The 23,618-nt window shown below is 72.9% G+C and carries 25 protein-coding genes; 17 read left to right on the top strand and 8 right to left on the bottom strand.

Annotated features, from left to right (window positions below):
* Positions 1–55 precede the first annotated feature (55 nt).
* Positions 56–337 carry an SDR family NAD(P)-dependent oxidoreductase gene (locus tag AB0M83_RS34725; RefSeq protein ID WP_364523600.1) on the bottom strand — a complete coding sequence of 94 codons (282 nt, stop codon included), beginning with the start codon at positions 335–337 and terminating at the stop codon, positions 56–58.
* Between the two features lie 94 nt (positions 338–431).
* Between AB0M83_RS34725 and AB0M83_RS34720 the strand changes: the two genes are divergently transcribed.
* On the top strand, positions 432–1,040 hold the full coding sequence (locus AB0M83_RS34720) for a TetR/AcrR family transcriptional regulator (RefSeq protein WP_364523598.1): 609 nt from the start codon (positions 432–434) through the stop codon (positions 1,038–1,040).
* Between the two features lie 130 nt (positions 1,041–1,170).
* Here the strand turns inward: AB0M83_RS34720 and AB0M83_RS34715 are convergent, their stop codons facing one another.
* Entirely contained in the window at positions 1,171–1,812 is a 642-nt protein-coding gene (locus tag AB0M83_RS34715; protein ID WP_364523596.1) for a class I SAM-dependent methyltransferase, read from the bottom strand.
* A gap of 137 nt (positions 1,813–1,949) precedes the next feature.
* Here AB0M83_RS34715 and AB0M83_RS34710 point away from each other — a divergent pair, with 137 nt between their 5' ends.
* Both AB0M83_RS34710 and AB0M83_RS34705 read left to right on the top strand, forming a co-directional pair.
* Entirely contained in the window at positions 1,950–2,984 is a 1,035-nt protein-coding gene (locus AB0M83_RS34710; RefSeq protein WP_364523594.1) for an alpha/beta fold hydrolase, read from the top strand.
* Positions 2,985–3,051: 67 nt separating this feature from the next.
* Positions 3,052–3,447 carry an HPF/RaiA family ribosome-associated protein gene (locus AB0M83_RS34705; RefSeq protein WP_364523592.1) on the top strand — a complete coding sequence of 132 codons (396 nt, stop codon included), beginning with the start codon at positions 3,052–3,054 and terminating at the stop codon, positions 3,445–3,447.
* A gap of 79 nt (positions 3,448–3,526) precedes the next feature.
* On the opposite strand, the gene AB0M83_RS34700 is transcribed toward AB0M83_RS34705, so the two are convergent.
* The gene (locus AB0M83_RS34700; protein ID WP_364523590.1) at positions 3,527–3,958 is read right to left on the bottom strand and encodes a nitroreductase family deazaflavin-dependent oxidoreductase; all 432 of its coding nucleotides are present in this window, start codon (positions 3,956–3,958) and stop codon (positions 3,527–3,529) included.
* 94 nt (positions 3,959–4,052) lie between these two features.
* On the opposite strand from AB0M83_RS34700, the gene AB0M83_RS34695 reads away from it, so the two are divergent.
* Positions 4,053–4,727 (top strand): hypothetical protein, encoded by a 675-nt coding sequence (locus AB0M83_RS34695; protein WP_364523588.1) that lies wholly within the window; start codon positions 4,053–4,055, stop codon positions 4,725–4,727.
* Here the strand turns inward: AB0M83_RS34695 and AB0M83_RS34690 are convergent.
* The 5 genes from AB0M83_RS34690 to AB0M83_RS34670 all read right to left on the bottom strand — a co-directional run bounded on the left by AB0M83_RS34690 (position 4,724) and on the right by AB0M83_RS34670 (position 10,001).
* Positions 4,724–5,722 (bottom strand): IS481 family transposase, encoded by a 999-nt coding sequence (locus AB0M83_RS34690; protein ID WP_364523607.1) that lies wholly within the window; start codon positions 5,720–5,722, stop codon positions 4,724–4,726. The genes AB0M83_RS34695 and AB0M83_RS34690 overlap by 4 nt on opposite strands.
* Before the next feature lie 119 nt (positions 5,723–5,841).
* A complete protein-coding gene (locus tag AB0M83_RS34685; RefSeq protein ID WP_364523586.1) occupies positions 5,842–6,585 on the bottom strand; it encodes a gamma-glutamyl-gamma-aminobutyrate hydrolase family protein in 744 nt (247 codons plus the stop codon).
* Entirely contained in the window at positions 6,582–7,919 is a 1,338-nt protein-coding gene (locus tag AB0M83_RS34680) for a PLP-dependent transferase (RefSeq protein WP_364523584.1), read from the bottom strand. The genes AB0M83_RS34685 and AB0M83_RS34680 overlap by 4 nt, the downstream gene beginning before the upstream one ends.
* Complete coding sequence (locus AB0M83_RS34675; RefSeq protein ID WP_364523582.1) at positions 7,906–8,961, bottom strand: fatty acid desaturase family protein; 1,056 nt, start codon at positions 8,959–8,961, stop codon at positions 7,906–7,908. Before AB0M83_RS34675 ends, AB0M83_RS34680 begins: the two co-directional genes overlap by 14 nt.
* Positions 8,962–8,999: 38 nt before the next feature.
* A complete protein-coding gene (locus AB0M83_RS34670; RefSeq protein WP_364523579.1) occupies positions 9,000–10,001 on the bottom strand; it encodes an aldo/keto reductase family protein in 1,002 nt (333 codons plus the stop codon).
* A 224-nt stretch (positions 10,002–10,225) separates the two neighbouring features.
* Here AB0M83_RS34670 and AB0M83_RS34665 point away from each other — a divergent pair, with 224 nt between their 5' ends.
* The 13 genes from AB0M83_RS34665 (at position 10,226) to AB0M83_RS34605 (ending at position 23,595) form a co-directional block, all read left to right on the top strand.
* The gene (locus AB0M83_RS34665) at positions 10,226–11,491 is read left to right on the top strand and encodes a glutamate-5-semialdehyde dehydrogenase (RefSeq protein WP_364523577.1); all 1,266 of its coding nucleotides are present in this window, start codon (positions 10,226–10,228) and stop codon (positions 11,489–11,491) included.
* Positions 11,491–12,231 carry an alpha/beta fold hydrolase gene (locus tag AB0M83_RS34660; protein WP_364523574.1) on the top strand — a complete coding sequence of 247 codons (741 nt, stop codon included), beginning with the start codon at positions 11,491–11,493 and terminating at the stop codon, positions 12,229–12,231. The genes AB0M83_RS34665 and AB0M83_RS34660 overlap by 1 nt, the downstream gene beginning before the upstream one ends.
* On the top strand, positions 12,228–12,512 hold the full coding sequence (locus tag AB0M83_RS34655; protein ID WP_364523572.1) for an acyl carrier protein: 285 nt from the start codon (positions 12,228–12,230) through the stop codon (positions 12,510–12,512). The genes AB0M83_RS34660 and AB0M83_RS34655 overlap by 4 nt, the downstream gene beginning before the upstream one ends.
* Positions 12,512–13,864: a TrpB-like pyridoxal phosphate-dependent enzyme gene (locus AB0M83_RS34650; RefSeq protein WP_364523571.1), complete on the top strand. Its 1,353-nt coding sequence runs from the start codon at positions 12,512–12,514 to the stop codon at positions 13,862–13,864. The genes AB0M83_RS34655 and AB0M83_RS34650 overlap by 1 nt, the downstream gene beginning before the upstream one ends.
* Positions 13,854–14,960 carry an acyl carrier protein gene (locus AB0M83_RS34645; protein ID WP_364523569.1) on the top strand — a complete coding sequence of 369 codons (1,107 nt, stop codon included), beginning with the start codon at positions 13,854–13,856 and terminating at the stop codon, positions 14,958–14,960. The genes AB0M83_RS34650 and AB0M83_RS34645 overlap by 11 nt, the downstream gene beginning before the upstream one ends.
* Complete coding sequence (locus AB0M83_RS34640; RefSeq protein ID WP_364523567.1) at positions 14,957–16,459, top strand: class I adenylate-forming enzyme family protein; 1,503 nt, start codon at positions 14,957–14,959, stop codon at positions 16,457–16,459. The genes AB0M83_RS34645 and AB0M83_RS34640 overlap by 4 nt, the downstream gene beginning before the upstream one ends.
* Positions 16,443–17,726, top strand: coding sequence for a type III PLP-dependent enzyme (locus tag AB0M83_RS34635; RefSeq protein WP_364523565.1), 1,284 nt, complete (start codon positions 16,443–16,445; stop codon positions 17,724–17,726). The genes AB0M83_RS34640 and AB0M83_RS34635 overlap by 17 nt, the downstream gene beginning before the upstream one ends.
* Before the next feature lie 11 nt (positions 17,727–17,737).
* Positions 17,738–17,989, top strand: coding sequence for a phosphopantetheine-binding protein (locus tag AB0M83_RS34630; RefSeq protein WP_364523563.1), 252 nt, complete (start codon positions 17,738–17,740; stop codon positions 17,987–17,989).
* Positions 17,986–19,137, top strand: a complete 1,152-nt coding sequence (locus tag AB0M83_RS34625; protein WP_364523561.1) for an acyl-CoA dehydrogenase family protein — start codon at positions 17,986–17,988, stop codon at positions 19,135–19,137. The genes AB0M83_RS34630 and AB0M83_RS34625 overlap by 4 nt, the downstream gene beginning before the upstream one ends.
* Positions 19,130–20,251 (top strand): acyl-CoA dehydrogenase family protein, encoded by a 1,122-nt coding sequence (locus AB0M83_RS34620; RefSeq protein ID WP_364523559.1) that lies wholly within the window; start codon positions 19,130–19,132, stop codon positions 20,249–20,251. The genes AB0M83_RS34625 and AB0M83_RS34620 overlap by 8 nt, the downstream gene beginning before the upstream one ends.
* Positions 20,252–20,493: 242 nt before the next feature.
* Entirely contained in the window at positions 20,494–21,093 is a 600-nt protein-coding gene (locus AB0M83_RS34615; RefSeq protein ID WP_364523557.1) for a 4'-phosphopantetheinyl transferase superfamily protein, read from the top strand.
* Between the two features lie 4 nt (positions 21,094–21,097).
* Positions 21,098–22,066 (top strand): hypothetical protein, encoded by a 969-nt coding sequence (locus AB0M83_RS34610; RefSeq protein ID WP_364523555.1) that lies wholly within the window; start codon positions 21,098–21,100, stop codon positions 22,064–22,066.
* Between the two features lie 5 nt (positions 22,067–22,071).
* Positions 22,072–23,595 carry an amino acid adenylation domain-containing protein gene (locus tag AB0M83_RS34605; protein ID WP_364523605.1) on the top strand — a complete coding sequence of 508 codons (1,524 nt, stop codon included), beginning with the start codon at positions 22,072–22,074 and terminating at the stop codon, positions 23,593–23,595.
* Positions 23,596–23,618 lie beyond the last annotated feature (23 nt).

The raw sequence follows: 23,618 nt of genomic DNA, 5'->3' as shown, positions 1-23,618 counted from the left end.
AACCCCCCCCCCTATTTTTATTATAAGTCGACAACCGATAACTAAATTCTTGCTACTACACTTTTTCCATACACGCCGCTCGTCCGTCATCCAGGCCCTGACCGCGATCGCGGACCGCGTCGTACAGCCGGTCCAGGTCGGCCGGGTCCGTGATGTCGCCCGGCACCGCGGTGACCCCCGAGCCGATGACTTCCACGGCCTCGTCCAGCTCGGTCTTGCGCCGGCCGGTGATGAACACGTGCGCCCCTTCGGCGACCAGCCGCGCGGCCGTGGCCCGGCCGATCCCCCGCGTGCCGCCGCCGGTGACGACGGCCGTCTTGCCTGCCAGCTTTCCCATGACCCGAACCTCCGCAGATTTTAGAACCGATCGGTACAGATCTCGACCGTAGCACTTCCAGACCGATCGGTACCGAAGGGGTAGGATCAGAGGCATGGACGTTGCCGGGAAGACACCGATCGGCCGGCCGCGGGGGTTCGACGCCGACGCGGCCCTCGAGCGCGCCATGATCGTCTTCTGGGAGCAGGGCTACGAAGGCGCCAGCCTGGCCGACCTGACCAGCGCCATGGGCATCACGAAGACGAGCATGTACGCCGCCTTCGGCAACAAGGAGGACCTGTTCCGCAAAGCCCTGGAGCGCTACGAAGAAGGCCCTGCGGCATATGTGGAACGGGCGTTGCGGCAGCCGACCGCCCGAGAAGTCGCCACGGCGTTCCTCGCCGGCTCGGTCGGGGCGAGCACCCGCCCCGGCTGCCCCGCCGGCTGCCTGGGCGTCCAGGGCTCGCTGGCCGCCGGTGAGGCCGGGCGGCCCGCCCGCGACACCCTCGCCGCCTGGCGGGACAAGGGCCGCCTGCACCTGCGGGACCGCTTCCGGCAAGCCGTCGACGAAGGCGACCTCCCCCCGGAGGCCGATCCGGGACTGCTCGCCCGGTACCTCATGACGGTGGCGAACGGCATCGCCGTCCAAGCCGCGGGCGGCGCCGAGCGCGACGAACTCGAGCAGGTGGCCGAGGTCGCCCTGCGGAACTGGCCGCCCACCTGACCACCGCCGTCACCACGGCGCTGGTCTCACGCGCCTGAGGGTGGGTCGTGATGCCAGGAATGAGTCATTCATGGCGTCGGGCGAGGGGAATGGGTCATTCACCGCATCGGCGGCCGGGAGTCTTGCCGGGCTAGCGGGCCGGCGTCGCCGTTCCGATGATCAGCGGGCGGACCACCGACGGCATCCCGCGCCAGCGGGCCGTGGTCATGTCCTCGATGGCGAACCGCTGCTTGACGAACGCGACCGTGTCGCGGTCGCACCGGCAGCCCTGCGCGAACGCCGCCCACGGACCCGCCAGGCGCTTCTGCCTTCGCGCCAGCTTCGGGTCTTCGGCACGCACGTGCTCGCAGAACAGCAGCCGCCCGCCGGGGCGCAGCACCCGCACGAGCTCGGCCAGCACGCGGTCGACGTCGGGCACCGTGCAGAGGACCAGCGTCGACACGACCGTGTCGACGCTGGCGTCCGCCATCGGCAGCGCGTCGGCGGCGGCTCGCACCGGCCGCAGTCCGGCGCGGTCTCGCACGCGCTTCTCGAGCCGCCGGTACATCGCCGGGACGGGCTCGGTCAGCACGACCTGCGCCGTCGGCGGGTAGTGCCGGACGTTGAGCCCGGTCCCCGCCCCGATTTCGACCACCTGTCCCCGCGCGCGCCGCAGCAGCTCCGCGCGCCGGCCTGCCAGGCCCAGCCGCTCCCCCCGGCGTAAGAACGGGTCGTAGAGGGCCGCCCCGAAGCGATCCCCGAGCCCGTTCCGTGCGCTGTCTTCTCCAACCATCGTTCCTCCCTGGAACCGCCGCCCGACGGGACGCAGTTCATCAGCGACCCGCCGGCCGCCGCATCACCCACTCGTGCCATTCCGGGTGCTGGCCGGAACGGGCCACGCGCTCTCGCGAAACGGCCTACGCTCGGGGAATGCCAGGTCAGGACCAAGCCGTGCGGTTCACCGCTGCGGGCGCTCGCACGGTCGCCTGGGCCGCCGCGGGCGCGGGCCCACCGCTCGTCGTCGGCGGCTGGTGGTGCGGGCACCTGGAGCTGGACTGGCGGGACCCGTTGTTCCGGCGCTTCACCGGGCTGCTCGGCGACCGGTGCACGCTCATCCGCTACGACCGGCCCGGCGCCGGCCTGTCCGACCCCGCCGGGCCGCTGGTCACTTCGCTCGCCGACGAAGTGGCCGCGCTGAGCGCCGTCGTCGACGCGGCCGGGGAGAAGGTGAGCCTCTTCGGCGGGTCTTCGGGGGGCTGCGCCGCGATGGCGTACGCGGCGGCCCACCCGGACCGCGTGGAGCGGCTCGTCCTGTACGGCAGCTACGCCCGCGGCACCGAGATCGCCACGGCGGAAGCGCGGGATTCCCTGCTGGCGCTCGTCGGACGGCATTGGGGCGTGGGCTCCCGGATCCTCGCCGACCTGTTCCTGCCGACCGCGACGCCGGCGGAACGCGACGAGTTCGTCCGGTTCCAGCGCGGCAGCCTGACGGCGGAGAAGGCGGTGCGCTCGCTCGCGGCGGTGTACGCGTTCGACGTCCGGGACCGGCTGGCCACGATCGAGGTCCCCACCCTCGTCCTGCACCGCCGCGACGACCGCGCGATCCCGTTCGCCCTGGGCCAGGACGTCGCCACCCGCATCCCGGGCGCGACCTTCGTCCCGCTCGACGGCACCGACCACCTGCCCTGGCGCGGCGACGCGGACTCGCTCACCCGCGCCGTGCGGGAGTTCCTCGGCGCCGGCCGGCGAGTGCGCCGGGCCGGCTCGCCGCGCGGCGAGCTCTCCGGCCGCGAACTCGACGTGCTGCGCCTGGTCGCGCAGGGGTTGAGCGATCAGGAGATCGCGCGCCGGCTCGGGATCAGCGTCCACACGGCGCACCGCCACGTGTCGAACATCCGCGGCAAGCTGGGCGTGTCGTCGCGGGCGGCGGCCGCCGCGCACGCCGCCACCGCGGGGCTGCTGTGACGGTGCCCGGTTTGAGCTTGCCGTCCCCGTGGGTACTGACGGGGATCATCGTCGTCCGCTTTGGAGGGTGCTCGTGCAGATCCAGGTCAACACCGGCCACAACGTCCACGGTGGCGAAGGACTCGTCACCTACGTGAGCACCGACCTGGAGACCAGCCTCTCCCGGTTCGGCGGATGGCTGACCCGGGTGGAGGTACACCTCAGCGAGGACGGCGGCGGCAAGCCGGAAGACATGAAGTGCGTGATCGAGGCGCGGCCCGGGGGCAAGCAACCGGTCGCGGTCACCCACCACGCGGCCACCGTGGACGACGCCTACGCCGGGGCGGCGCACAAACTGGGACGGGTGCTGGATTCCCGGTACGCCAAGGCCCACGACCACAAGGGCAGCGACAGCATCCGGCACATGGCCGGGCCGGAGGATCCGGAGCAGGTCGGCGCGCTCGAGGACGAGCCGCAGGCCTGATCGACGCCGGGCGAAGAGGGGGTGCGGCCACCCGGCCGCACCCCCTCTTCCGGCTCTGTTCGAAGCGTGGTGACCGGCGTTACTTCGGGTCGAGCACGAACACCGGGATCTGCCGGTCGGTCTTCTGCTGGTACTCGGCGTAGGACGGGTACGCCGCCACCGCGCGTTCCCACCACTCGGCCCGCTCGGCTCCCTCGACCTCGCGCGCGACGTAGGTCTTGGTCACGGTCCCGTCCTGCAGCGGGAACTCCGGGTGCGCCTTGATGTTGTGGTACCAGACGGGGTGCTCCGGAGCGCCGCCCTTGGACGCCACCACGGCATAGCTCCCGGCGTGCTCCACCCGCATCACCGGGGTGTAGCGCAGCTTGCCGGTCTTCGCGCCGCGCAGCGTCAGCAGCACGACCGGCGACCCGAGTACCTCGATCCCCTCGGTCGTCCCGGTCTCCAGGATCTTCTTGGTCTGGTCCTGCACCCAATCCGTGGGGCTGAATTCTGCGGTTTTCTCGGACATGCCCTAGATCAACACCGCGGATCCGCAGTTCATTCCCCGCCTGACGCACGCCACACCCAGGCTGCGAGGACGCCGGTCTCCCGTAAAATCACCGGTGCCCAGTGCTGCGGACCCGGCGGAAGGACTGACCCGGACGGTGGTGTCTCTGCTGCAGTCGCCGCTGGTGCCGCCGGGCCGGCCGGTGCGCCGAGGGGTCCAGCTGCTCACCGGGCTGGTGCTCTACGGGATCAGCGACGCGATGGTCGTGGCGGCCGGGCTCGGCGTGGAGCCGTGGGACGCGCTCGCGCAGGGGCTGACCCGCACCGCCGGGCTCAGCATCGGCCTCTGGACCAACCTGATCGGCGCCGCCGTGCTGCTGCTGTGGATCCCGCTGCGCCAGAAGCCGGGGCTGGGCACGCTGTGCAACGTCCTGCTCGTCGGCACCTCGATGGACCTCACGCTCGCGCTGCTGCCGTCGTTCGGGCACCTGTGGCTGCGCTGGGTCGTGCTGGTCGCGGGCATCGTGCTGAACGGGTTCGCCACCGGCTGCTACATCGGTGCCCAGGCCGGGCCGGGGCCGCGGGACGGGCTGATGACCGGGCTCGCCGAGCGCGGGCACCCGATCTGGGCGGTGCGCTGGGGCATCGAGCTCGCGGTGCTGGTGATCGGGTTCCTGCTCGGCGCCACCTTGGGCATCGGGACCGTGCTGTACGCCTGCGCGATCGGGCCGCTGGCCCACCTGTTCATGCCGCTGCTGGACATGGGGCGGGGCCGGGAAAAGCCGGGCTAGCTGTACTGACCCGTGAGGTTGGGAACGCGGCTGGCAGGTGGTTGGCCTGCGAGTGCGGTGTGGCCGCGGTGGTGATTGTAGGTGTGCAGCCAGCCCGGTAGGGCTTGGCGGCGTTCGGTCTCGGACCGGTAGGGCCGGTCATAAGCCCATTCATCGAGCAGGGTCCGGTTGAACCGTTCCACCTTGCCGTTGGTCTGCGGCCGGTAGGGACGGGTGCGCTTGTGCGTGACCTGCGCGTCGCGCAGCGTGTCGCGCCACAGACATGAGCGGTAGCAGGACCCGTTGTCGGTCAAGACCCGGGTGACGGTGATCCCCCAGCTGGTGAAAAACGCCTGCGCCCGGATCCAGAACGCGGCCGCGGTTTCCTTGGTCTCATCGGGCAGGATCTCGGTGTAGGCCAGGCGGGAGTGATCGTCCACGGCGTTGTGCAGGTAGCTGTAGCCGAGGTTGGCGCGGTTGCTGAGCGTGCGAGGCCGGGCGGGGTCGCGGTGGGCGTTGCTGTTGCGCTCCCCGACAGCACGGCCGAGGACCTTGTGCCCGCCGCCGTCGGGGATATTGCCCAGCTTCTTGATGTCCACGTGCACCAGATCACCGGGCGCGGGATGTTCGTAGCGGCGGACCGGCCGGCCGGTGGCCCGATCGAGGTGGGCGAGGCGGGCCAGCCGGTAGCGGACCAGCACGCGGTGGACGGTGGAGGGGTTCAACCCGAGCAGGTAGGCGATCCGGGCCGGTCCCCACCGGCGCAGCACCCGGACCTTGATGATCCGCCGCTCAGTCCGGGTCGGGGTCCGGTTCGGGCTGGTCACCGGCCTCGACGAGCGGTCGGTCATCCCCGCTTCACCCAGCTCGCGGTAGCGGCCGGCCCACCGCGCAGCGGTGGAGACCGACACCTGGAACCGTTCCGCGGCCCGCCGCAACGGCCACCGGTCTTCCACGACACAGCGAGCGAGGCGCAATCTCCCGGTCGCAGTCAAAGGTGCGTTAGCGTGAGTCACGAAGGGCCTCCGTTGATCGGTGTAGACGTCGCAATCCACACCGAACCCGGAGGCCCTTCCCTACAGCAAGATCATCCGATCACGTGTCACCACGATCGCAACCTCCCCGGACAGAACAGCTAGCCGGCCTCGGCGAGGTGCGCCCGGCGGCCGGCGGCGAGCCGGGCCGCGGTGCCGAACTCACGGAAGAGCGCGGCGGAGACCGGGTCGGTGCCCGCGTACCACTCCGGGTGCCACTGCACGGCGAGGCAGAACCCCGCCGGAGCCCGCGCCGAGACGGCCTCGACCACGCCGTCGGCGGACACCGCTTCCACCCGCAGGTCCGGCGCGACCCGGTCGATCGCCTGGTGGTGCAACGAGTTCACCGACACGGCCGAGGTGCCCAGCAGCCGCCGCAGCACCCCGCCTTCGCGGAGGCGGATCTCGTGGGCGGGCAGGTACTGCCGGTCCCTGGGCTGCGAGAGGTCCTCGCGGTGGTCGTCGCCGGGCAGGTCGCGCAGGGTGCCGCCCAAGGCGACGTTCAGCTCCTGCACCCCGCGGCAGATCCCCAGCACCGGCAGCTTCGCCCGCAACGCGGCGGGCAGCACCCGCAACGCGAACTCGTCGCGGTCCGGGTCCGCCGGGGCGAGCCGGGGCGGACCGCCGTAGCGGGCGGGCTGCACGTCGGTCTGGTGCCCGCCGAACACGACGCCGTCGAACCGGTCCAGCAGCTCCGCCAGGTACGGCGCGGGACCGCCGACGACGGCGACCGCACAGCCGGAAACCCGTTCGAGGGCCCGGACGTAGACGTCGCGCACCGCGACGTGCGCCACGTCGTCGACCACTTCGGCCGACGCCGCGAGCGCGACGAGCGGCCGGCTCACCGGGCACACTCCAACGCCCGAGCCAAGTCTTCGAGCAAGTCGTCAGGATGCTCCAACCCCAGCGACAACCGCACCGAACCCGGCGTCACCCCCGCCGCGAGCTGATCGGCCACCGGCAGCTGGGCGTGGGTCGTCGACGCCGGGTGCGTGGCCAGCGACCGGACGTCGCCGATGTTGGTCACGTGCGCGAACAGGCGGAGGGCTTCGATGAACCGGCTGCCCGCCTCCTGCCCGCCGAGGAGCTCGAACTGCACCAGCGGGCCGCCGTTGCCGCCGAGGTAACGCCGCAGCAGCTCTTCCTGCTCGCCGCCGGCGAGGCTCGGGTGGCGGACCGATGCCACCGCCGGGTGCGCGGCGAGGAAGCGCGCCACCGCGGCCGCGTTCTCGCCGTGCGCCCGCATCCGCAGCGGCAGCGTCTCGATGCCCTGGATGAGCAGGAAGGCGTTGAACGGGCTCAGGCACGACCCGAGGTCGCGCACCATCGTCTCCCGCGCCTTGAGCAGGTACGGACTGCGTCCCAGCGCGCTGTCGAGCCCGGCGCCCTCTTCGGTCCACACCGCGCCGCCGTGCGCGGCGTCGGGTTCGGTGAGCAGCGGGTGCCGCTCGGCGTGGCGGGTCCAGTCGAAGGTGCCCCCGTCCACGATGAGCCCGCCGAGGGCGCTGCCGTGCCCGCCGATGTACTTCGTCGCCGAGTACACCAGGATGTTCGCGCCGAACTCCAGCGGGTTGCAGACCATCGGGAGCAGCGTGTTGTCCAGCACCAGGGGCACCCCGGCCTGCTCCGCGAGCCCGGCGACGTCTTCGATGGGGAAGATGCGCAGCTTGGGGTTGGGCAGGGTTTCGCCGAAGTAGCACCGGGTGCGGTCGTCGGTGGCGGCGGCGAAGTTCTTCGGGTCCTCGGGGCTGACGAACCGGGTCTCGACGCCGAACCGGGCGAAGGTGTTGGCCAGCAGGTTCCACGTGCCGCCGTAGAGCTCGTCGGAGCTGACGATGTTGTCGCCGGCCTGGCACAGGTTCAGCAGCGCGACGGTGGTCGCGGCCTGGCCGGAGGCGACGGCCAGCGCCGCCGGAGCGCCGTCGACCCCCGCGATCCGCGCTTCGAGCACGTCGCAGGTGGGGTTGTTGAGGCGGCTGTAGGCGTGACCGTCCTCGCTGAGGTCGAAGATGCCCGCGGCGGCGCCGGTGCCGGGCAGTTCGTAGGCGGCGGTCTGGAAGATCGGGGTGATCACCGGGGCCGTCGGGCCGGTGCGCAGCTCCGCGCCCGCGTGCAGCACCGCGGACTCGCGCCGCCGGTAGTCCTTCGGCGCGCTGGCGGTTCTCTCAGTGACCGGCATGGGCGTACTCCCTCGGTGCGGACATGGACGTGACGATCGCGGTGACGGCGCTGGGCTGGCCCTGCGGCCCGCGCGTGAACAGCCCACCCAGCACGGCGTCGACCGCGGCGTAGTCCGGGTCGGCCAGCCGCACCCGGCGCGCCTTGCCGAGGTTCCAGAACGGCGTGCGCGGGTCGAGGTGGTGTTCCAGGTGGTAGTTGTCGTTGTGGATGCCGGTGAGGAACTTCTCCCAGCCGCGGCTCTTGCGGTTGCGCGTCATGTACAGGTCGGTCCGGGAGTCCCGCACGAGCGGGGTGTGCTCGGACAGTTCGATGTACCAGCCCAGGATCTGGAAGCTCGTCAGGTACGGCACGAACCAGAACAGCAGCAGCTCCACCATCCAGCCCTGCGACCAGCAGACGCCGGCCACGACGGCCCAGAACGCCCAGAACCCGAGGCGGTCGAGCAGCCGCTTGCGGGGCTGGACCGGAGACGCTTCCCGGGCGCGGCCCGCGCGCAGCACCCGGTACCGGTTGCGCACCAGGTACCGCAGGTAGGCCCAGGTCTGCGTGCCGAACAGCGGCATCAGCACCACCCGGCGCACGTACGCCCGCGGCGAGGCGGCCCGGTAGGCGCCCTGCTCGATGAAGAACCGCAGGTCCGGGTCGCGGTCCGGGTCGCCCAGCCGCGGGTGGTGGGTGAACACGTGCGAGATCTTGTACGCGTAGTGCTGCTGGAAGATCGGGTACGCGGTGAGCACGGTGCCGAGCAGCATCCGCACCCGGTGGTCGGCCGCGCCGACGCCGTGGGCGCAGTCGTGCAGGATTGTGGACAGCCCCCGCTGGCGGGCGCCGATGACCAGCGCCGCCAACGGGTAGCACCACCACGACACCGCGACGCACAGCCACACGCACGCCGCGATCCAGCAGGCGTCCTCGAGCCAGGCCAGCCCGGCGTGCCAGTTGTCGCTGCGGTTGAGGGGTTTCATCCGGGCCCGGACTTCGGCGGGGAAGCGGTGCATCCGGTAGCGCTTCCCGTCGAACGCCCACGTGGTGTCCGGCACGCGTCCTCCCTGAATCGGGTGCTGTGGTGGCGGTTCGGTCACACGAGGGCGGTGAGCGGCACGCCGATGAGGGTCGGGTCGAAGCGGCTGACGCCGTCGAGCAGCTCGTCGATCTTGGCCATGACGGCGTCCTCGAGCACGACGTCGACGGCCTTGAGGTTGTCCGTGAGCTGCTCCGGGCGCGAGGCACCGGTGATCGCGGTGGTGACGTTGGGGTTCTGCAGCACCCAGGCGAGGGCCAGCTGCGCCATGGTCAGGCCGAGCTGCTCGGCGATCGGGCGCAGCTCCTGCACCTTGCGGAGCACGTCGTCCTGCAACCAGCGGACCATGTAGCCGCTGCCTTCGCCGTCGGTGGCGCGGGACCCTTCGGGCGGCCGCTTGCCGGGCAGGTACTTGCCGGTCAGCACGCCCTGGGCCATCGGCGACCAGACGAGCTGGCCCATGCCCTCGCGCTCGCAGGCCGGGATGACCTGGGCCTCGATGACCCGCCACAGCATCGAATACTGCGTCTGGCTGCCGGCCAGCGGGACCCGCAGCTCGCGGGCCAGCGCGGCGGCGCGGGTGATCTGCTCGGCGGTCCACTCCGAGACGCCGATGTAGAGGACCTTGCCCTGGCGCACCAGGTCGGCGAAGGCCAGCATGGTCTCCTCCAGCTCGACCGTGGAGTCGAACTGGTGGGCCTGGTAGAGATCGAGGTAGTCGGTCCCGAGCCGGCGCAGGGAGCCGTGCGCGGACTCCATGATGTGCTTGCGGCTCAGGCCCTGGTCGTTGGGGCCGCCGGGCCCGGTCGGCCAGTACACCTTGGTGCAGATCTCCAGGCTCTCCCGGCGCCGGCCCGACAGTGCGCGTCCCAGCACCTCTTCGGCCCGGGTGTTCGCGTACATGTCGGCGGTGTCGAAGGTGGTGATCCCGGCGTCCCACGCCGCTTCCACGCATTTCTTCGCTTGTTCTTCGGCCACCTGCGATCCGTGGGTGATCCAGTTGCCGTACGAAATCCTGCTGAGTGAGAGGCCGCTGCGGCCCAGTCGACGATGTTCCATGCCTCACGACACTCCAAGGATTTTTCTGCGTAGTCAACGTTTAAAGCCGCGGAAAAGGGTGCTGTCGATGGGGTCATAGAAAGTGGTGATGAGACGATCAACAGGTCCATGATCACCATTGCCCCGGCTATTTTCCGATGGCAGCGTGAAGCATCTGCCGGGGAAATCACCGGAATCGCCGCGGAGTCGCCGCGGCTGGAATCCGGTTCGAGATCGGGAGAACAATGGTTGACAAGATCGTCGGCGCCGCACGTGCGGCGACCGTGGCGGCACCGCCGCTGGGCAACGAGGCGTACGACCGGTTCTGCACCGGACTGGCCGGACGGCTGACCGCGGCTTGGCCGCGGATCCGGGACGCGAACGACGCCGACGTGGTGCAGGCGCGGGAAAAAGGCATGCCCGACGTCCTCGTCGACCGGCTGCGGCTGACCGACGAGCACCTCGCCGGGCTGGTGGCCCTGACCTCGACCGTCGCCGAGGAGCTGCGCGAGCTGACCCGTCGGCCACCGGGCACCCCGATCGGCGACTGGGGCGTGCGGCACCGCGTGCCGCGGCCGCTGGGCGTGGTGCTGATGATCTTCGAGGCCCGCCCGACCGTCACCGTCGAGGGCGCGCTGCTGAACGTCGCGGCCGGCAACGCGGTGATCCTGCGTGGCGGCAAGGAGATCGCGCGGACGAACGCCGCGCTCGGCGCCGCCGTCACGGCCGCCCTGGAAGACGCGGAGCTGCCCGCGGGCCTGGTCACCGTGCTGGACGACCCCAGCCGTGCGCTGCTGCGGGAACTGCTGCGCCGGCCCGGCGAGATCGACGTGCTCATCCCCCGGGGAAGCGCTTCCCTGGTCGACTACTGCGACCGCGCGAGCACCATCCCGGTGCTGGCCAGCGGCGGCGGGGTCAACCACCTCTACGTGCACCGCAGCGCCGAACTGGCCCAGGCGGTCGCGATCGCGCTGGACAGCAAGCTGCCCGCCCCGGCCGGGTGCACGTCGCTGGAGATCGCGCTGGTCGACCGGCCGGTGGCCGACGAGTTCGTGGCCGCCCTGCTCGACGGCGCCCGCCGCGACGGCCGGCCGCTGACCGTGCGGGTCGGCGAAGGGCTCCGGCGACCGGAGACCACCGGGCAGTGGCGGGTGGAAGAACTGGGTGAGCACGACCTGGGCCGGGAGTTTCTCGACAGCACGATCGGTGTGGTGGCGGTGGATTCCCCGGGCGAGGCGGTGGAGTTCGTCCAGCGGTACGGCTCCGGGCACAGCGAGGCGATCGCCGCCACCGACCCGGTGGCCACCGCCGAGTTCACCGACCGGGTGGACGCGGCCACCATCGTCGTCAACGGTTCCCTGCGGCTCAACGACGGGCCGACGCTGGAGCTGGGCTCGGAGATCGCGATCAGCACCAGCAGGCTGCACGCCCGCGGGCCCATCACCCTGGCCGCGCTGGTGAACTACTGCTGGGTGGTCGAGGCCAACGGCCGGCTGCGCGAGGCGAGCTGATGTCCAGCCCCGCACGGCCGCCGCTGCTGCTCCCGCTCAGCCGGCGTCCCCACGCACCGCAGGCGGTGCTCGTGCACCCCGGCGGGGGCGGCCTGGGCCCGTACACGCCGCTGGCCCTGCGGCTGGCCCGGCGCCGCGGGGTGAGCGGGATCCGGGCCAGCGGCCTGTTCGCCGGCGAGCGGCCCGACTCCGACGTCGGCGCGATGACGCGGCGGTACCTGCCGCTGCTGGACACCCTGCCCCGACGGCCCGAACTGCTGGTGGGCTGGTCCATGGGCGGAGTCCTCGCCTGGGAGCTGGGCGCGCGGCTCGCCGCGACCGGCCCGGCGCCGGCGGTCGTGATGATCGACAGCTTCACCTGCCGGGACGAGTTCCGCACCGCGGGACAGCGGCACGCGGTCGTCGAGCGGATCATGCGCTCGGTGCACGCCCGGGTCGCGCCCCGCGACCAGCCCTGGGCCGAAACCACCGCCCACGCCCACGTCACCGCGTCGGGCCGGCACCGGGTGACCAGCACCCACCCCGGCCCCGCGCTGCTGATGGCGTGCGCGAGCCCGCACCGCCGCACCCAGGTCGAGAACTGGGCCCGGCTGTCCGGGCGGCTGCGCGTCCGCGAACTGGACTGCGGCCACTTCGACGTGTTCGGCCGGAAAGCGCTCCCCGACGTGCTCACCCACCTCGACGAATTCCTGGCCGGAGAACGGACCCCATCCCCGATGAGCCTTGGAGGGCAACGATGACAGCCGAACCCGATCACGCGACGGTCGCCGACTCGGTCAAGCGCGTGGTGATCGCCGAATCCCGGCTTTCCCTGGAGCCGCACCAGATCCAGGACGACGAGCCGCTCAGCGGCGACCTGCTGCGCGTCAACTCGATGGGTTTCGTCGGCATGCTCGTGCGCCTGGAGGACGAGCTCGACGTGACCCTGCCCGACGACCTGTTCGTCGGCCGCACGTTCAAGACGGTCGACGACCTCGTCGAGGTCGTCGCCGAAGGAACCCGCGAAACGGAGGAGCTGTGATGAGCACGGTCCGCATGCCCACCAGCTGGCGCAGCGTGCTGCCGCACCTGGACGAGCCGCTGCCGCCCGACCGCAGCCCGGAGGCGGCCGCGGGCGGCTCGGACACGGGGGTGTCGGTGAACCTGCCGTTCGCCCTGGTGCGCCAGTCGTCCCCGGGCCGGGAGTTCTGGGACATCCCCGTCGAAGTGCTCGACGCCTACCGCAGCTTCCGGCCCACCCCGCTGTGGCGGGCCCGCCGGTTCGAGGAGACCGTCGGCGCGCGGGTGCCGATCTACGTCAAGTACGAAGGCGGCAACATCTCCGGCAGCCACAAGCTGAACACCGCCCTCGCGCAGGCCTACTACTACGCCAAGGCCGGGGTGAAGGAACTGGTCACCGGGACCGGGGCCGGGCAGTGGGGCACGGCGCTCGCCGCCGCCTGCGCGATGTTCGGGCTGCGCTGCCGGGTGTTCATGGTGGGCACGAGCCTGCAGAAAAAGCCCTACCGGGGCACGCTGATGCGGACCCTCGGCGCCACCGTGCACGCCAGCCCGAGCGAGCTGACCGAGGTGGCCGCCCGCACCGGCGGCGGGGTGAACAGCCTCGCCCTGGCCATCGGCGAAGCCGTCGAATACGCCGGGCGCACCGAAGGGGCCGCGTTCTGCATCGGCAGCGGCGAAACCTACAGCATCCTGCACCAGTCCGTCATCGGGCTGGAGGCCATCGAGCAGCTCGCCGAGCTGGAGGCCGAAGTGGACAGCGTCGTCGGCTGCGTCGGCGCCGGCTCGAACTTCGGCGGGATCGCCCTGCCCTTCTTCGCCGAGGCCGCCGTGACCGGGGCGGAGTGCCCGCGGCTGGTGGCCGCGGAGTCCAGCACCACCCCGAAGCTCACCCGCGGCGTCTACGCCTACGACAAGACCGACGCCACCGGGGTCAGCCCGATGGAGGCGATGTACACGATCGGCAGCAGCTACCCGATTCCGGACTCGCACTCGGCCGGCCTGCGCTTCCACGGCGCCGCGAAGGTCATCTCCGCCATGCGGCACCAGGACCAGGTCACCGCCCAGGCCGTCGGGCAGGTCGAAGCGCTGGAGGCCGGGCAGGCCTTCACCCGCTCGGAGATGGTGCTCCCCGCACCGGAGTCCGGGCACGCGCTGGCCGTCGCCGCGCGCCTGGCCGCCGGCGGCGGGTCCTCCCGCGGCGTCGTCGCCTGCGTGAGCGGGCACGGGTACCTCGACCTCTCCGCGTACCAGCAACTGGCCGACGGCGAGCTCAGCAGCGAGCCACCGGAGGAGCAGGCGCTGGTGACGGCGATGGACCGGCTGCAGCCGGTCCCGGGGCTCGCGACCGCCGGGAGTGGTCATGCCGTCTGAGCCGATGGACCACCGCCTCTTCGACTGCGTCCAGGTGAACCTGGCCGAGCTCGCCGACCGCTTGCACGGCGAAGGCACGCACCTCGCTCTGGGCCGGATCCTGCGCTTCTGGCCCCGGCCGGGCGCGGACGGGCTGCCCACCGTGGAGCCGCGGGTCGACGCGCACGTGTCCGAATCCGCCGACCTGCTGGGACTGCGCATCACCCGGCGCGAGCAGATCACCGCCGCGGACGACCTCGAGCCCGGCCCCGGCTGCTACGTCGTCGCGGACGCCTACCACCTCCCCTGGGTCCCCTACCACCACAACCAGCACCTCGAGCACAGCTTCCTGGTCGAGCCCGCCGGCGACGGCGTCACCGTCGTCGACGGCTACCACAACGACACCCAGTGGGGCGCGGCCCGGCCGGGCCGGTGGACGCTCGGCCACGCGGAGCTCGCCGAAGCGCTTCCCGAGGGGGCGTTGACGTTCACCCTCGTCGCCGGCGACCTCCCCGCCGAGCGCACGCCGCTGGTGGAGCTGGCCGACGCCGGCACGTTCGTGGCGACCTACGCCGACCACCCCGACCGCGTGCGGGCGCTGCGGGGACTGACGTTGCAGACCTGGCTGCTGACCCGCAGCCGCCGCCTGCACGCCGCGGCCATGGGGCTGGACACCGACACGGTCCGGGCGCACCTGGCCGAGTGGGACGCGCTCGCGAAGCAGGTCTACCTGGCGAGCCGCCGGGTCTCCGCGGGCCGGGCCGAGCCGCGGGCGCTGTTCCCCCGCCTCGCCGAGTGCCTCGCCGCGGACCACACGGCGTTCGGCGGCACCGCCGAACCCGTCACGGAGTCCACAGTGGACACCGTCGAGGTGCCGCCGGAGCTGCGTGAGTCCGTCGCCGCGGTGATCGGGACCGTGCTGGGCACCGGGCCGGCCGAAGGCGACCACGCGCTCGGCGACATCCCCGGCTTCAGCTCCTTCCGCATGATGGAGATCGTCGAGCGGATCGAAAGCGACCTCGGCGTCGAGTTCGCCGCCGAGGACCTCGTCCCGGAGAAGCTCACCCACGTCGACGGCCTCTGCCGCGCCGTCCTGGACGCAGGAGGAACCCGATGACCTACTCGCCCGGCGTGCTCCACGAACTGCTCGCCCACGCCGCCCGGCAGTGGCCGAACCGGACCGCGCTGACCTGCCGGGGAACGTCGGCGACCTACGCCGAGCTCGCCGCCGCCGCGGAGCGGGTCGCCGCCTCGCTCGCCGCCCGGGGCACCCGCCGCGGCGACCGGCTGCTGATCAGCGCCCCGGCGAGCACGCTGCTGCCCGCCGTGCTCTTCGGCGCCGCCCGCGCCGGGGTCGCGTTTTCCCTGCTGCACGAACAGGTTCGCGGCGGCAGCCTCGACCACGTGCTCGCGGACTCCGAGCCGGTGCTGATGGTAACCGGCGACGACGACGTGCGGCGGTCGGCCGAAGCGGCCGGGGTCCCCGCGGTCTCGGTGGAGGACCTCGCCGCCGGCCCCGGCCGGGACGTCACGCTGCCCGCTCCCCCGCTGCCGGTGGACCCGGTGTGCCTGATCTACACCTCGGGCACCACCTCGCTGCCGAAGGCCGTGGTCAGCACCCACCAGCAGATGTTGTTCGCCGTCCGGGCGATCGCGTCGGTGCTGGAGTACCGCAGCGACGACGTGGTCTACAGCCCGCTGCCGCTGTCCTTCGACTACGGGCTGTACCAGGTCTTCTTGTCCGCCACCGCCGGGTCGAACCTGGTCATGGGCGCCCCCACCGAGGTGGGACCGTCGCTGGTCGGCAACCTGGTGCGGGCGAACGCGACCGTGCTGCCCGCCGTCCCGGCCGTCGCCGAGGCGCTCAGCGCGCTGCTGCGGCGCCGCCCGAAGCCCGCCCCCGCGCTGCGGCTGCTCACCAACACCGGTGCCGCGATGCCCACCGGCACGCTGGGATCGCTGCGGCAGGCCATTCCCGGCCTGCGCGTGCAGCTGATGTTCGGGCTGACCGAGTGCAAGCGCGCCACCATCATGCCGGTGGACGGCGATCTGGACCGGCCCGGTTCGAGCGGCCGGGCCCTGCCCGGCACGGAGGTCTTCGTCATCGGCGAGTCCGGCGAGCGGCTGCCCGCCGGGGAGGTCGGCGAGATCGTGGTGCGCGGCCCGAACGTGATGGCCGGGTACTGGCGCCGCCCGGAGCTCACCGAGGAGAAGTTCCCGCGCGTGGACGGGCTGTTCCCGGAACTGCGGACCGGGGACTACGGCCGGCTCGACGAAGAGGGCTACCTCTACTTCGACGGCCGCCGCGACGACATCTACAAGGAGCGCGGGTTCCGCGTCAGCGCGACCGAGGTCGAGACCGCCGCCCGCGGCGTGCCCGGGGTCCGCGAAGCCGCCGTGCTGGTCCCGAAGGACACCCGCCCGGCCTGGCTGTTCGTCACCGGCGACCTGGCCGCCGAGGGCGTGCTCGACGCGATGCGCACCCGGATCGAGGAGTTCAAGATTCCGGCGAGCTGCCTGCGGGTGGGCGCGCTTCCCTTGACCGGCAACGGAAAGGTCGACCGCAAGGCGCTGGCCTCGATGGTGGAGGAGGTGGCCGGTGGAGCTGCTCGATGAGCGGCTTTCGCCGCTCGCGGACCTGCCCGGCGACCTCGCCGGGATGCCCACGCCCGCCTACGTCTACGACCTCGCCGAAGTCCGTCACAACCACCGGCGCCTCGACGCGGCCCTGCCCGGCGGCACCGGGCTGCTGTACTCGCTCAAGGCCAATCCCCACCCGGACGTGCTGAGCACACTGCGCGAAGCCGGGAGCCGCCCGGAGGTCTGTTCCTCCGGCGAGCTGCGGGCCGCGCTCGACGCCGGCTGGACCGGCGCGCAGGTGCTCTACACCGGCCCCGGGAAGCGGGACGCCGAGATCGCGGCCGCGCTGCGGGCCGGGGTGCGGGAGTTCTCCGTGGACTCCCCGCACGCCATCACCCAGCTCGACCGGCTCGCCGGCGAGGCCGGGGTCCGCGCCCGCTACCTGCTGCGCGTCAACGACGACCAGCCGGTGCCGGGCCAGGGCCTGGCGATGACCGGGGTGTCTTCGCAGTTCGGCGCCGACACCGGCTGGATCCTCGCCGAGCCCGCTCGCTTCGCCGGGCGCGAGCACGCCGAGGCGGCGGGGCTGCACCTGTACATGGGCACCAACCTCACCGAGGCGGCCGACCTGATCGGGCAGTTCGGCCGCGCGCTGGACACCGCCGCGAAGCTGCGGGAAGCCCTGGCGCCGCACGGCGTCCGCTTCCGGACCCTCGACCTCGGCGGCGGTTTCGGCGCCCCGTTCGCGAAGGACGGCACCGCGGGTGAACTGCCCGGCCTGTGTGAAGGGCTCGAAGCGCTGCTCGGCGAGAAGCTGCCGGGCTGGCGCGAGCGGGGCCCGGAAGTCGTGTTCGAGTCCGGCCGTTATCTGGTCGGCACAGCGGGCACCCTCGTCACGGCGGTGCTGGACGTCAAGCGTTCGCAGGGCAAGGACATCGTCGTGCTCGAGTCCGGCATCAACCACCTCGGCGGCATGTCCGGGATGCGGCGGCTGCCCCCGCTCTCGCCGCACCTGCTCGGCCCGGCCGGCCCGCCCGCGCTGGACGCGCTCGTCGCCGGTCCACTGTGTACACCGCTGGACACCTGGACGCGCAACGGAAAACTGCCCGAGCTGAGCCCCGGCGACCTGGTGGCGGTGCCGAACGTCGGCGCCTACGGGCTGTACGCCAGCCTCGTCGCCTTCCTGGGCCACCCCCTGCCGGCGGAGGTCGTCGTCGACGGCGACCGCCCCGGCGCCCCCGCGCGGACCTCGCGCGTGGAACTGGTCAGGACCACTGACCCCGCTTCGGCGGACCGAGTATGAGGAGTGAACCGATGGATCCCCGCATGGCCGAACTGCTCACCCCGTTCCTCAAGTTCCTCAACGGCCGCGAGCTCGGCCCGGACGACTCGCTGCGCGAGCGCGGGCTCGACTCGATGCAGTCGATCAACGTGCTGTTCGAGATCGAGGACGTCTTCGGCGTCTCCCTGCCGGACGAGGACATCACCGACGCCACCTTCGCCACCCCGGCCACCCTGTGGACCGCGGTGAGCGCCCAGCTGGAGCGCCAGGGGGTGTCGTCGTGACCGCCGCCCCGCTGGCCGAACTCGTCGGACGCGTGACCAAGGTCGCCGAAGAGCACGTCCGCGAGGCCGACGAAACCGCCGCGTTCCCGGTGCAGGCGCTCGACGAGCTGCGCGCCACCGGACTGCTGGGCCTGCTCGTGCCCGCCGAAGACGGCGGGCTCGGCGGGTCGCTGGCCGACGTGCTCGAGACCAGCACCGAGCTCGGCCGGGTCGACATGTCGGTGGCGATGATCTTCGCGATGCACTGCCAGCAGGTCGCCGCCGTGCTCGCGCACGCCGAAGGCCGGCTGCGCGCGGAACTGCTCCCCGAGATCGCCGCGGGCCGGCTCTACCTCGGCTCGGTCACCACCGAGGCGGGCAAGGGCGGGCACCTGCTGACCGCCGAGTCCGCCGCGGCCTGGAGCGAGGGCGAACTGCTCGTCGACCGCTTCGCGCCGGTCGTCACCGGGGGCAACCACGCCGACGGGTTCCTGATCACCCTGCGCGCCCCGGACGCGGAAGCGGACAACCAGGTGTCGCTCGTCTACGCCGCCCGCGACCAGCTGGAGATCGAGCGGGCGGGTGGCTGGCAGCCGCTGGGCATGCGCGCCAGTGACAGCGGTGCCCTGCGGCTGCGCGGGCGGCTCCCCGCCCACCAGGTCGTCGGGCGCCACGGCGACTTCCACACGATCGTCACCACCGTGTTCGGCCCGCTGGCGCACCTCGGCTGGGCGTCCTGCTGGCTGGGCACGGCGGCCGGGGCGCTGTCCCGGGTGATCGCGTCGCTGCGCGGCAGCCGGGGGAAGACCGACCTGAGCTCGGAACTGCTGATGACGCGGCTGTCGCGGGCGCGCCAGCGGCTGGACACCGTGCACGCGCTGATCGGCCACGCCCGCCACGTCGTCGAGACGACCGCGGACCTCAGCGTGCCGAAGGTGCAGCTGCTGATCAACGCCGTGAAGATCACCGCCGCCGAGGAGTGCTACCGCGCCGTCGACGAACTGGTCGACGCCGTCGGGATGCGCCACGGCTACCTGCGCGATTCCCCCACGCGGCTGGAGCAGTCGCTGCGGGACCTGCGCTCGGCGGTGCTGAACTACAGCAACGACCGGCTGCACCTCGCCGACGGCCGGCTCACCCTGCTCGACCAGGAGGTGCGCTTTGCCTGAGTCAGCCCTCCTCGAAGACCGGGTGCGCGCCGGTCCGGACGCCGCGGACGCGCTGTCCACTGTGGACCCCAGCGCCTCCGCCGCGCGCGTGTGGCAGCGGCTCGGCGCCACCGGCGTGCTGCGGGAGCAGTACCGGCGGCGCACCCCGACCGGGCTGGTCGCCGACCCGGACCGGCTCGGCGCCACCCTCCGCGCGGTCGACGCGCGGGAGGACAACGGGACCACGCTGAGCGTGCTGGTGCAGTCCGCGAGCGCGCTGCCGATCCTGGCCGCCGGGACCGGGCCGGAGTTCGACGAGGTCGTCAGCGGCGACCGCGAGGTCGCGCTGGCCGCCACGGACGCCGCGGCGGCCGGGTCCGATCTCACCGGGCTGGGCACGGAGATCGAGATCGACGGGGACACCGTCCGGCTCGAGGGCGCGAAGCGGTGGGTGACCACGGCGACCCGCGCCGCGTACTTCCTGGTGCTGGCCCGGCACCGCCCCGGCCGGCACTTCACCGCCTTCACGTGGGTCCTGGTCCCGGCGGACGCCGCGGGGGTGCGGGTCTCGCCTGCCACGTCCACCCTGCTCGCGGGCGCGGGCATCGGGCACGTCGAGTTCGCCGGAGTGCGGCTGCCCGCCTCCGCCGTGCTCGGCCGGACCGGGCGCGGGCTGGCGCTGTTCGCCCGGCACATGGGCACCGAACGGCTCGCCGGCGCCCAGTGGGCGACCGCGCTCACCAGCCGGGTGCTGGCGAAGACCAGGACCGCGTTGGTGGAGCGGGAGATCGACGGGCGCGCGCTGTGGGACCACGACTCGGTCCGCCAAGAGTTCGCGGGCTGCCTGGTCCGGGTGCGCTCGTTGCGCGCGCTGTACGAAGCACTGGGCGAGCGGGTCGTGGAGGACCACGACACGACGAGCGCGGCGACGCTGAAGGCGGCGGTCGGGCTCACCGCCGACGACGTGCTGTCCTGCTGCGCGCGCTGGCAGGGCGCCGACGGTTTCGCCGACGGCGGCCTGCAGCTCGTGCGGGCCGAGGCCGCGGTGTTCGGCATCGGCGGCGGAGTGACCGAGCTGATGCTCGGCGCGGTCGCCGACAACGCCGAGACAGTGCTCGAGGAACTGCGCGCATGAGCACCCGAGACGAGACAACCGCGCCCGGCGCCCCCCACCGGCTCCCGCCCGCCCCGCCACTTTCCCGTGAAATCGACACTCCCAAGCCGGCACTTTCCCGGGAAAGTGCAGCTCTCGAGGCGGAGCTTTCACGGAAAAGTGGCGCAGCCCGGGGGTTTGCGGAAGTCACCGCGGGCGCAGAGATCGGCCGGGGCGGTGGGCTCACCGAGGTCACTGTCGACGGGGCCGAGGTCGCGCCCGGTGTGTGGGTCGCTTCGGCCACCCGGGCCGACCTCGGCGATGCGCCCGCCCACGCGGGGGACCTCGCCGAGGCCGGCACCCGGCCGCGCTGGCGCCGCGGGGAGTTCCTCGCCGGCCGGCACCTGCTGCGGCGCCTGCTGCGGCGGGTCCGGCCCGACCTGGCCGCGCTGCCGCTGTGCGCCGACCCGGCCGGGAAACCCCGGCTGGACCCGGGCAGCGCCGAGGACCTCGCGCTGCCCGGTGTCACGATCTCCCACGACGGGGACCGGATCGCGGCGGCGGTGTGCGCGCACGGGGACGTGGGCGTCGACGTCCAGCTGCCCCCGGCGCGGCTGACCGACTCGGCCGTGCGCCGGTGCCTCGGCCCGCACGCCCCGGCGGTCACCGCCCTGCCGCGCGCCCGGCGGGCGAAGGAGTTCGCCTGGGTGTGGACCGTGCAGGAAGCCTGCGTCAAGGCCGCGGGCACCGGCCTGGCCGGGCGGCCCTGGTCGATCGACGTCCCGCCCGGCGCGGTGTCCGGGCACTGGGGCGGCTTCGCCTGGCTGAGCCTGCGCACCCGATCGCCGGTGCCGCTCAGCTGCGCCTTCCAGCCCGCTCCGTGACCCGGTGCGGGACCCGACCACGACGACGGAGGTCGACGTGCACCTCGTCAACGCCCCGGACGTAGTCCCGGAACTCAGCTGCTACACCACCAACCTGGTGGCCTACCTCGAAACCGGCGAGCCCGGCGTGCAGTCGCGCCTGGCGCACGCCGTGCGCCTGGCGGTCCGGCTCGACACCGGCCCCGGCGAGCTGGTCTTCTCCCAGCACGCGCGGATCGACGGCGACGCCGCGCTCGGCTACCACGGCGCGGCCGACTGGGGGCGGGCCGTCGCCGGCCTCCAGGCCGAGCTCACCCGCTCGGGGCGGGTGCTGGCCGTCGCCGACACCTTCCACCTGTCCTGGTCCCCGGCGTACGAAAGCGCGCACTCGCCGCACTGGCTGCTGCTGCTCGGCCGGCGCGACGGGCGGTGGCTGGTGGCCGACCACTTCCGCGCGCTGACCCCGCTCGGCGAGCAGGAACCCTTCCTCGGCTGGCTGGACGACGCCACGCTGGAGCGCGCGCTGGCCCCGCACACGCCGTGGCCGCCGGAGATCGCCAACCGCGACCGCTACGCGCTGGGCACCGCCGTGGAGCCGGTGCACGCGGACCGGTTCCGCTGGCTGGCGCGCGCCACCGGCGAGGAGCCCCCGGCCGACCCGGGTGCCTGGACCCGCGGCCTGCCGGAGGCGCTCGAGCGCGTCAGCGAAGTGCTGACCGAGGACGACACCGCCGCGGCCCGCTACGGCGACGACCTGTGGGCGGCGAGCAGGCACTACACCTACCGCCTCGAAGTGCTCGCCGCGAACGGCGAAATCTGCGCGGAGACCGCCGCCGCGGCCGCGGTGAGCTGGGGCGAGCTGGCCAAGGTCGTCCGGTTCGCCGCGGAGTCCGCCGCCCGGGGCCGGCCGCGGGCCGGCCTGCTGCGGCGGACCTTCGACGACCTGTTGCGCATCCACGAAAAGACGACCACCGCACCCGTATCGGAGGGATGAGCACGATGGAAACCCTGTACCAGTGGTTCGCCGCGTCGGCCGAGAAGCACGCCGGCGCGCCCGCGCTCGAAGTCGGAGCGCGCACCCTGACCTACGCCGGACTGCGGGACCTTGCCGGGCACCTCGCCGCCGAGGCCGTCACCGCGGCGGGGACGGTGCCCGACCGGATCGGCGTGCTGGCCGAGCGCAGCGTGCTGACCTACGCCGGCTACCTCGCCGCGCAACGGCTGGGCAGCACCGCCGTCCCGCTCAACCCCGCGTTCCCCGCCGAGCGCAACCGGATGATCGCCGAGGCCGCCGGTCTCGACCTGGTCCTCACCGAGGACCCGGGCGCGCCCGCCGGCCTCGGCGTGCCGGAGCTGCTCATGACCGAACCCGCCGACGGCGCCGCGCGCACCCCGCCGGAGTCCCGCGCCGGGGACCTGGCCTACATCCTGTTCACCTCGGGCTCGACCGGGCAGCCCAAGGGCGTCCCGATCCGGCACCGCAACGTCTGCGCCTACCTCGAGCACGTCGTGCCGCGGTACGAGATGGCGCCGGGCAGCCGCGTCTCGCAGACGTTCGACCTGACCTTCGACCTGTCGGTGTTCGACATGTTCACCGCCTGGGGCGGCGGCGCGACGCTCGTCGTCCCCAGCCGCGAGGACCTGCTGGCGCCGGTGCGGTTCGTCGCGGAGAAGGAACTCACCCACTGGTTCTCGGTGCCCTCGATGGTGTCCTTCGCCCAGCGCCTGCGCAGCCTGCGGCCCGGCAGCATGCCCACGCTGCGCTGGAGCCTGTTCTGCGGTGAACCGCTCACCACGCACCAGGCCGCGGCCTGGCAGCGCGCCGCCCCCGGCGGTGTGGTGGAGAACCTCTACGGCCCCACCGAGCTGACCATCAGCTGCACCGCGTTCCGGCTGCCGGCCGATCCGGCGGACTGGCCGGCCACCGCCAACGGGACGGTGCCGATCGGGCGCCTCCACCCCAACGTCGGTCACGTCGTGCTGAACGACCAGGGATACCCCGCCGTGGAAGGGGAACTCTGCGCGCGCGGGCCCCAGCGGTTCCCCGGCTACCTCGACCCGGCCGACAACGAGGGCCGCTTCTACCACTTCGGCGACGGCGACCGGAGCGCGCGGCCGCACCGCGCGGGCGACGAGCTCGACGACACCGCCTGGTACCGCACCGGGGACCGGGTGTCCTGGCAGGACGGTTCGCTCGTCCACTTGGGACGGTCGGACCAGCAGGTGAAGGTGCAGGGCTACCGGGTCGAGCTCGGCGAGATCGAAGCCGCGCTGCGGGATCAGGAGGCGGTGCGCGACGCGATCGTGCTCGCCCTGCCCGGCAGCGGCGGCACCACCGAGCTCGAAGCGGTGTGCACGGGTGCGCACCTCGACCCCGAGCGGCTGCTCGCCGCCGTCGCCGGCCGGCTGCCCGGGTACATGGTGCCCCGGCGGCTCAGCGTGCTGGACGAGCTGCCGCTCAACGTCAACGGCAAGATCGACCGCTCGGCCCTCACCGCGGACGCGATCGGGCAGCGCGGATGACCACCCCACCCCCGGAAGGGAAC

The sequence above is a fragment of the Amycolatopsis sp. NPDC051106 genome, from assembly GCF_040682775.1.
In the GTDB taxonomy this organism is placed as follows: Bacteria; Actinomycetota; Actinomycetes; order Mycobacteriales; family Pseudonocardiaceae; genus Amycolatopsis.
Note: the sequence above shows the minus strand (reverse complement) of the source record. Positions and strands in the feature narration are given on the sequence as shown.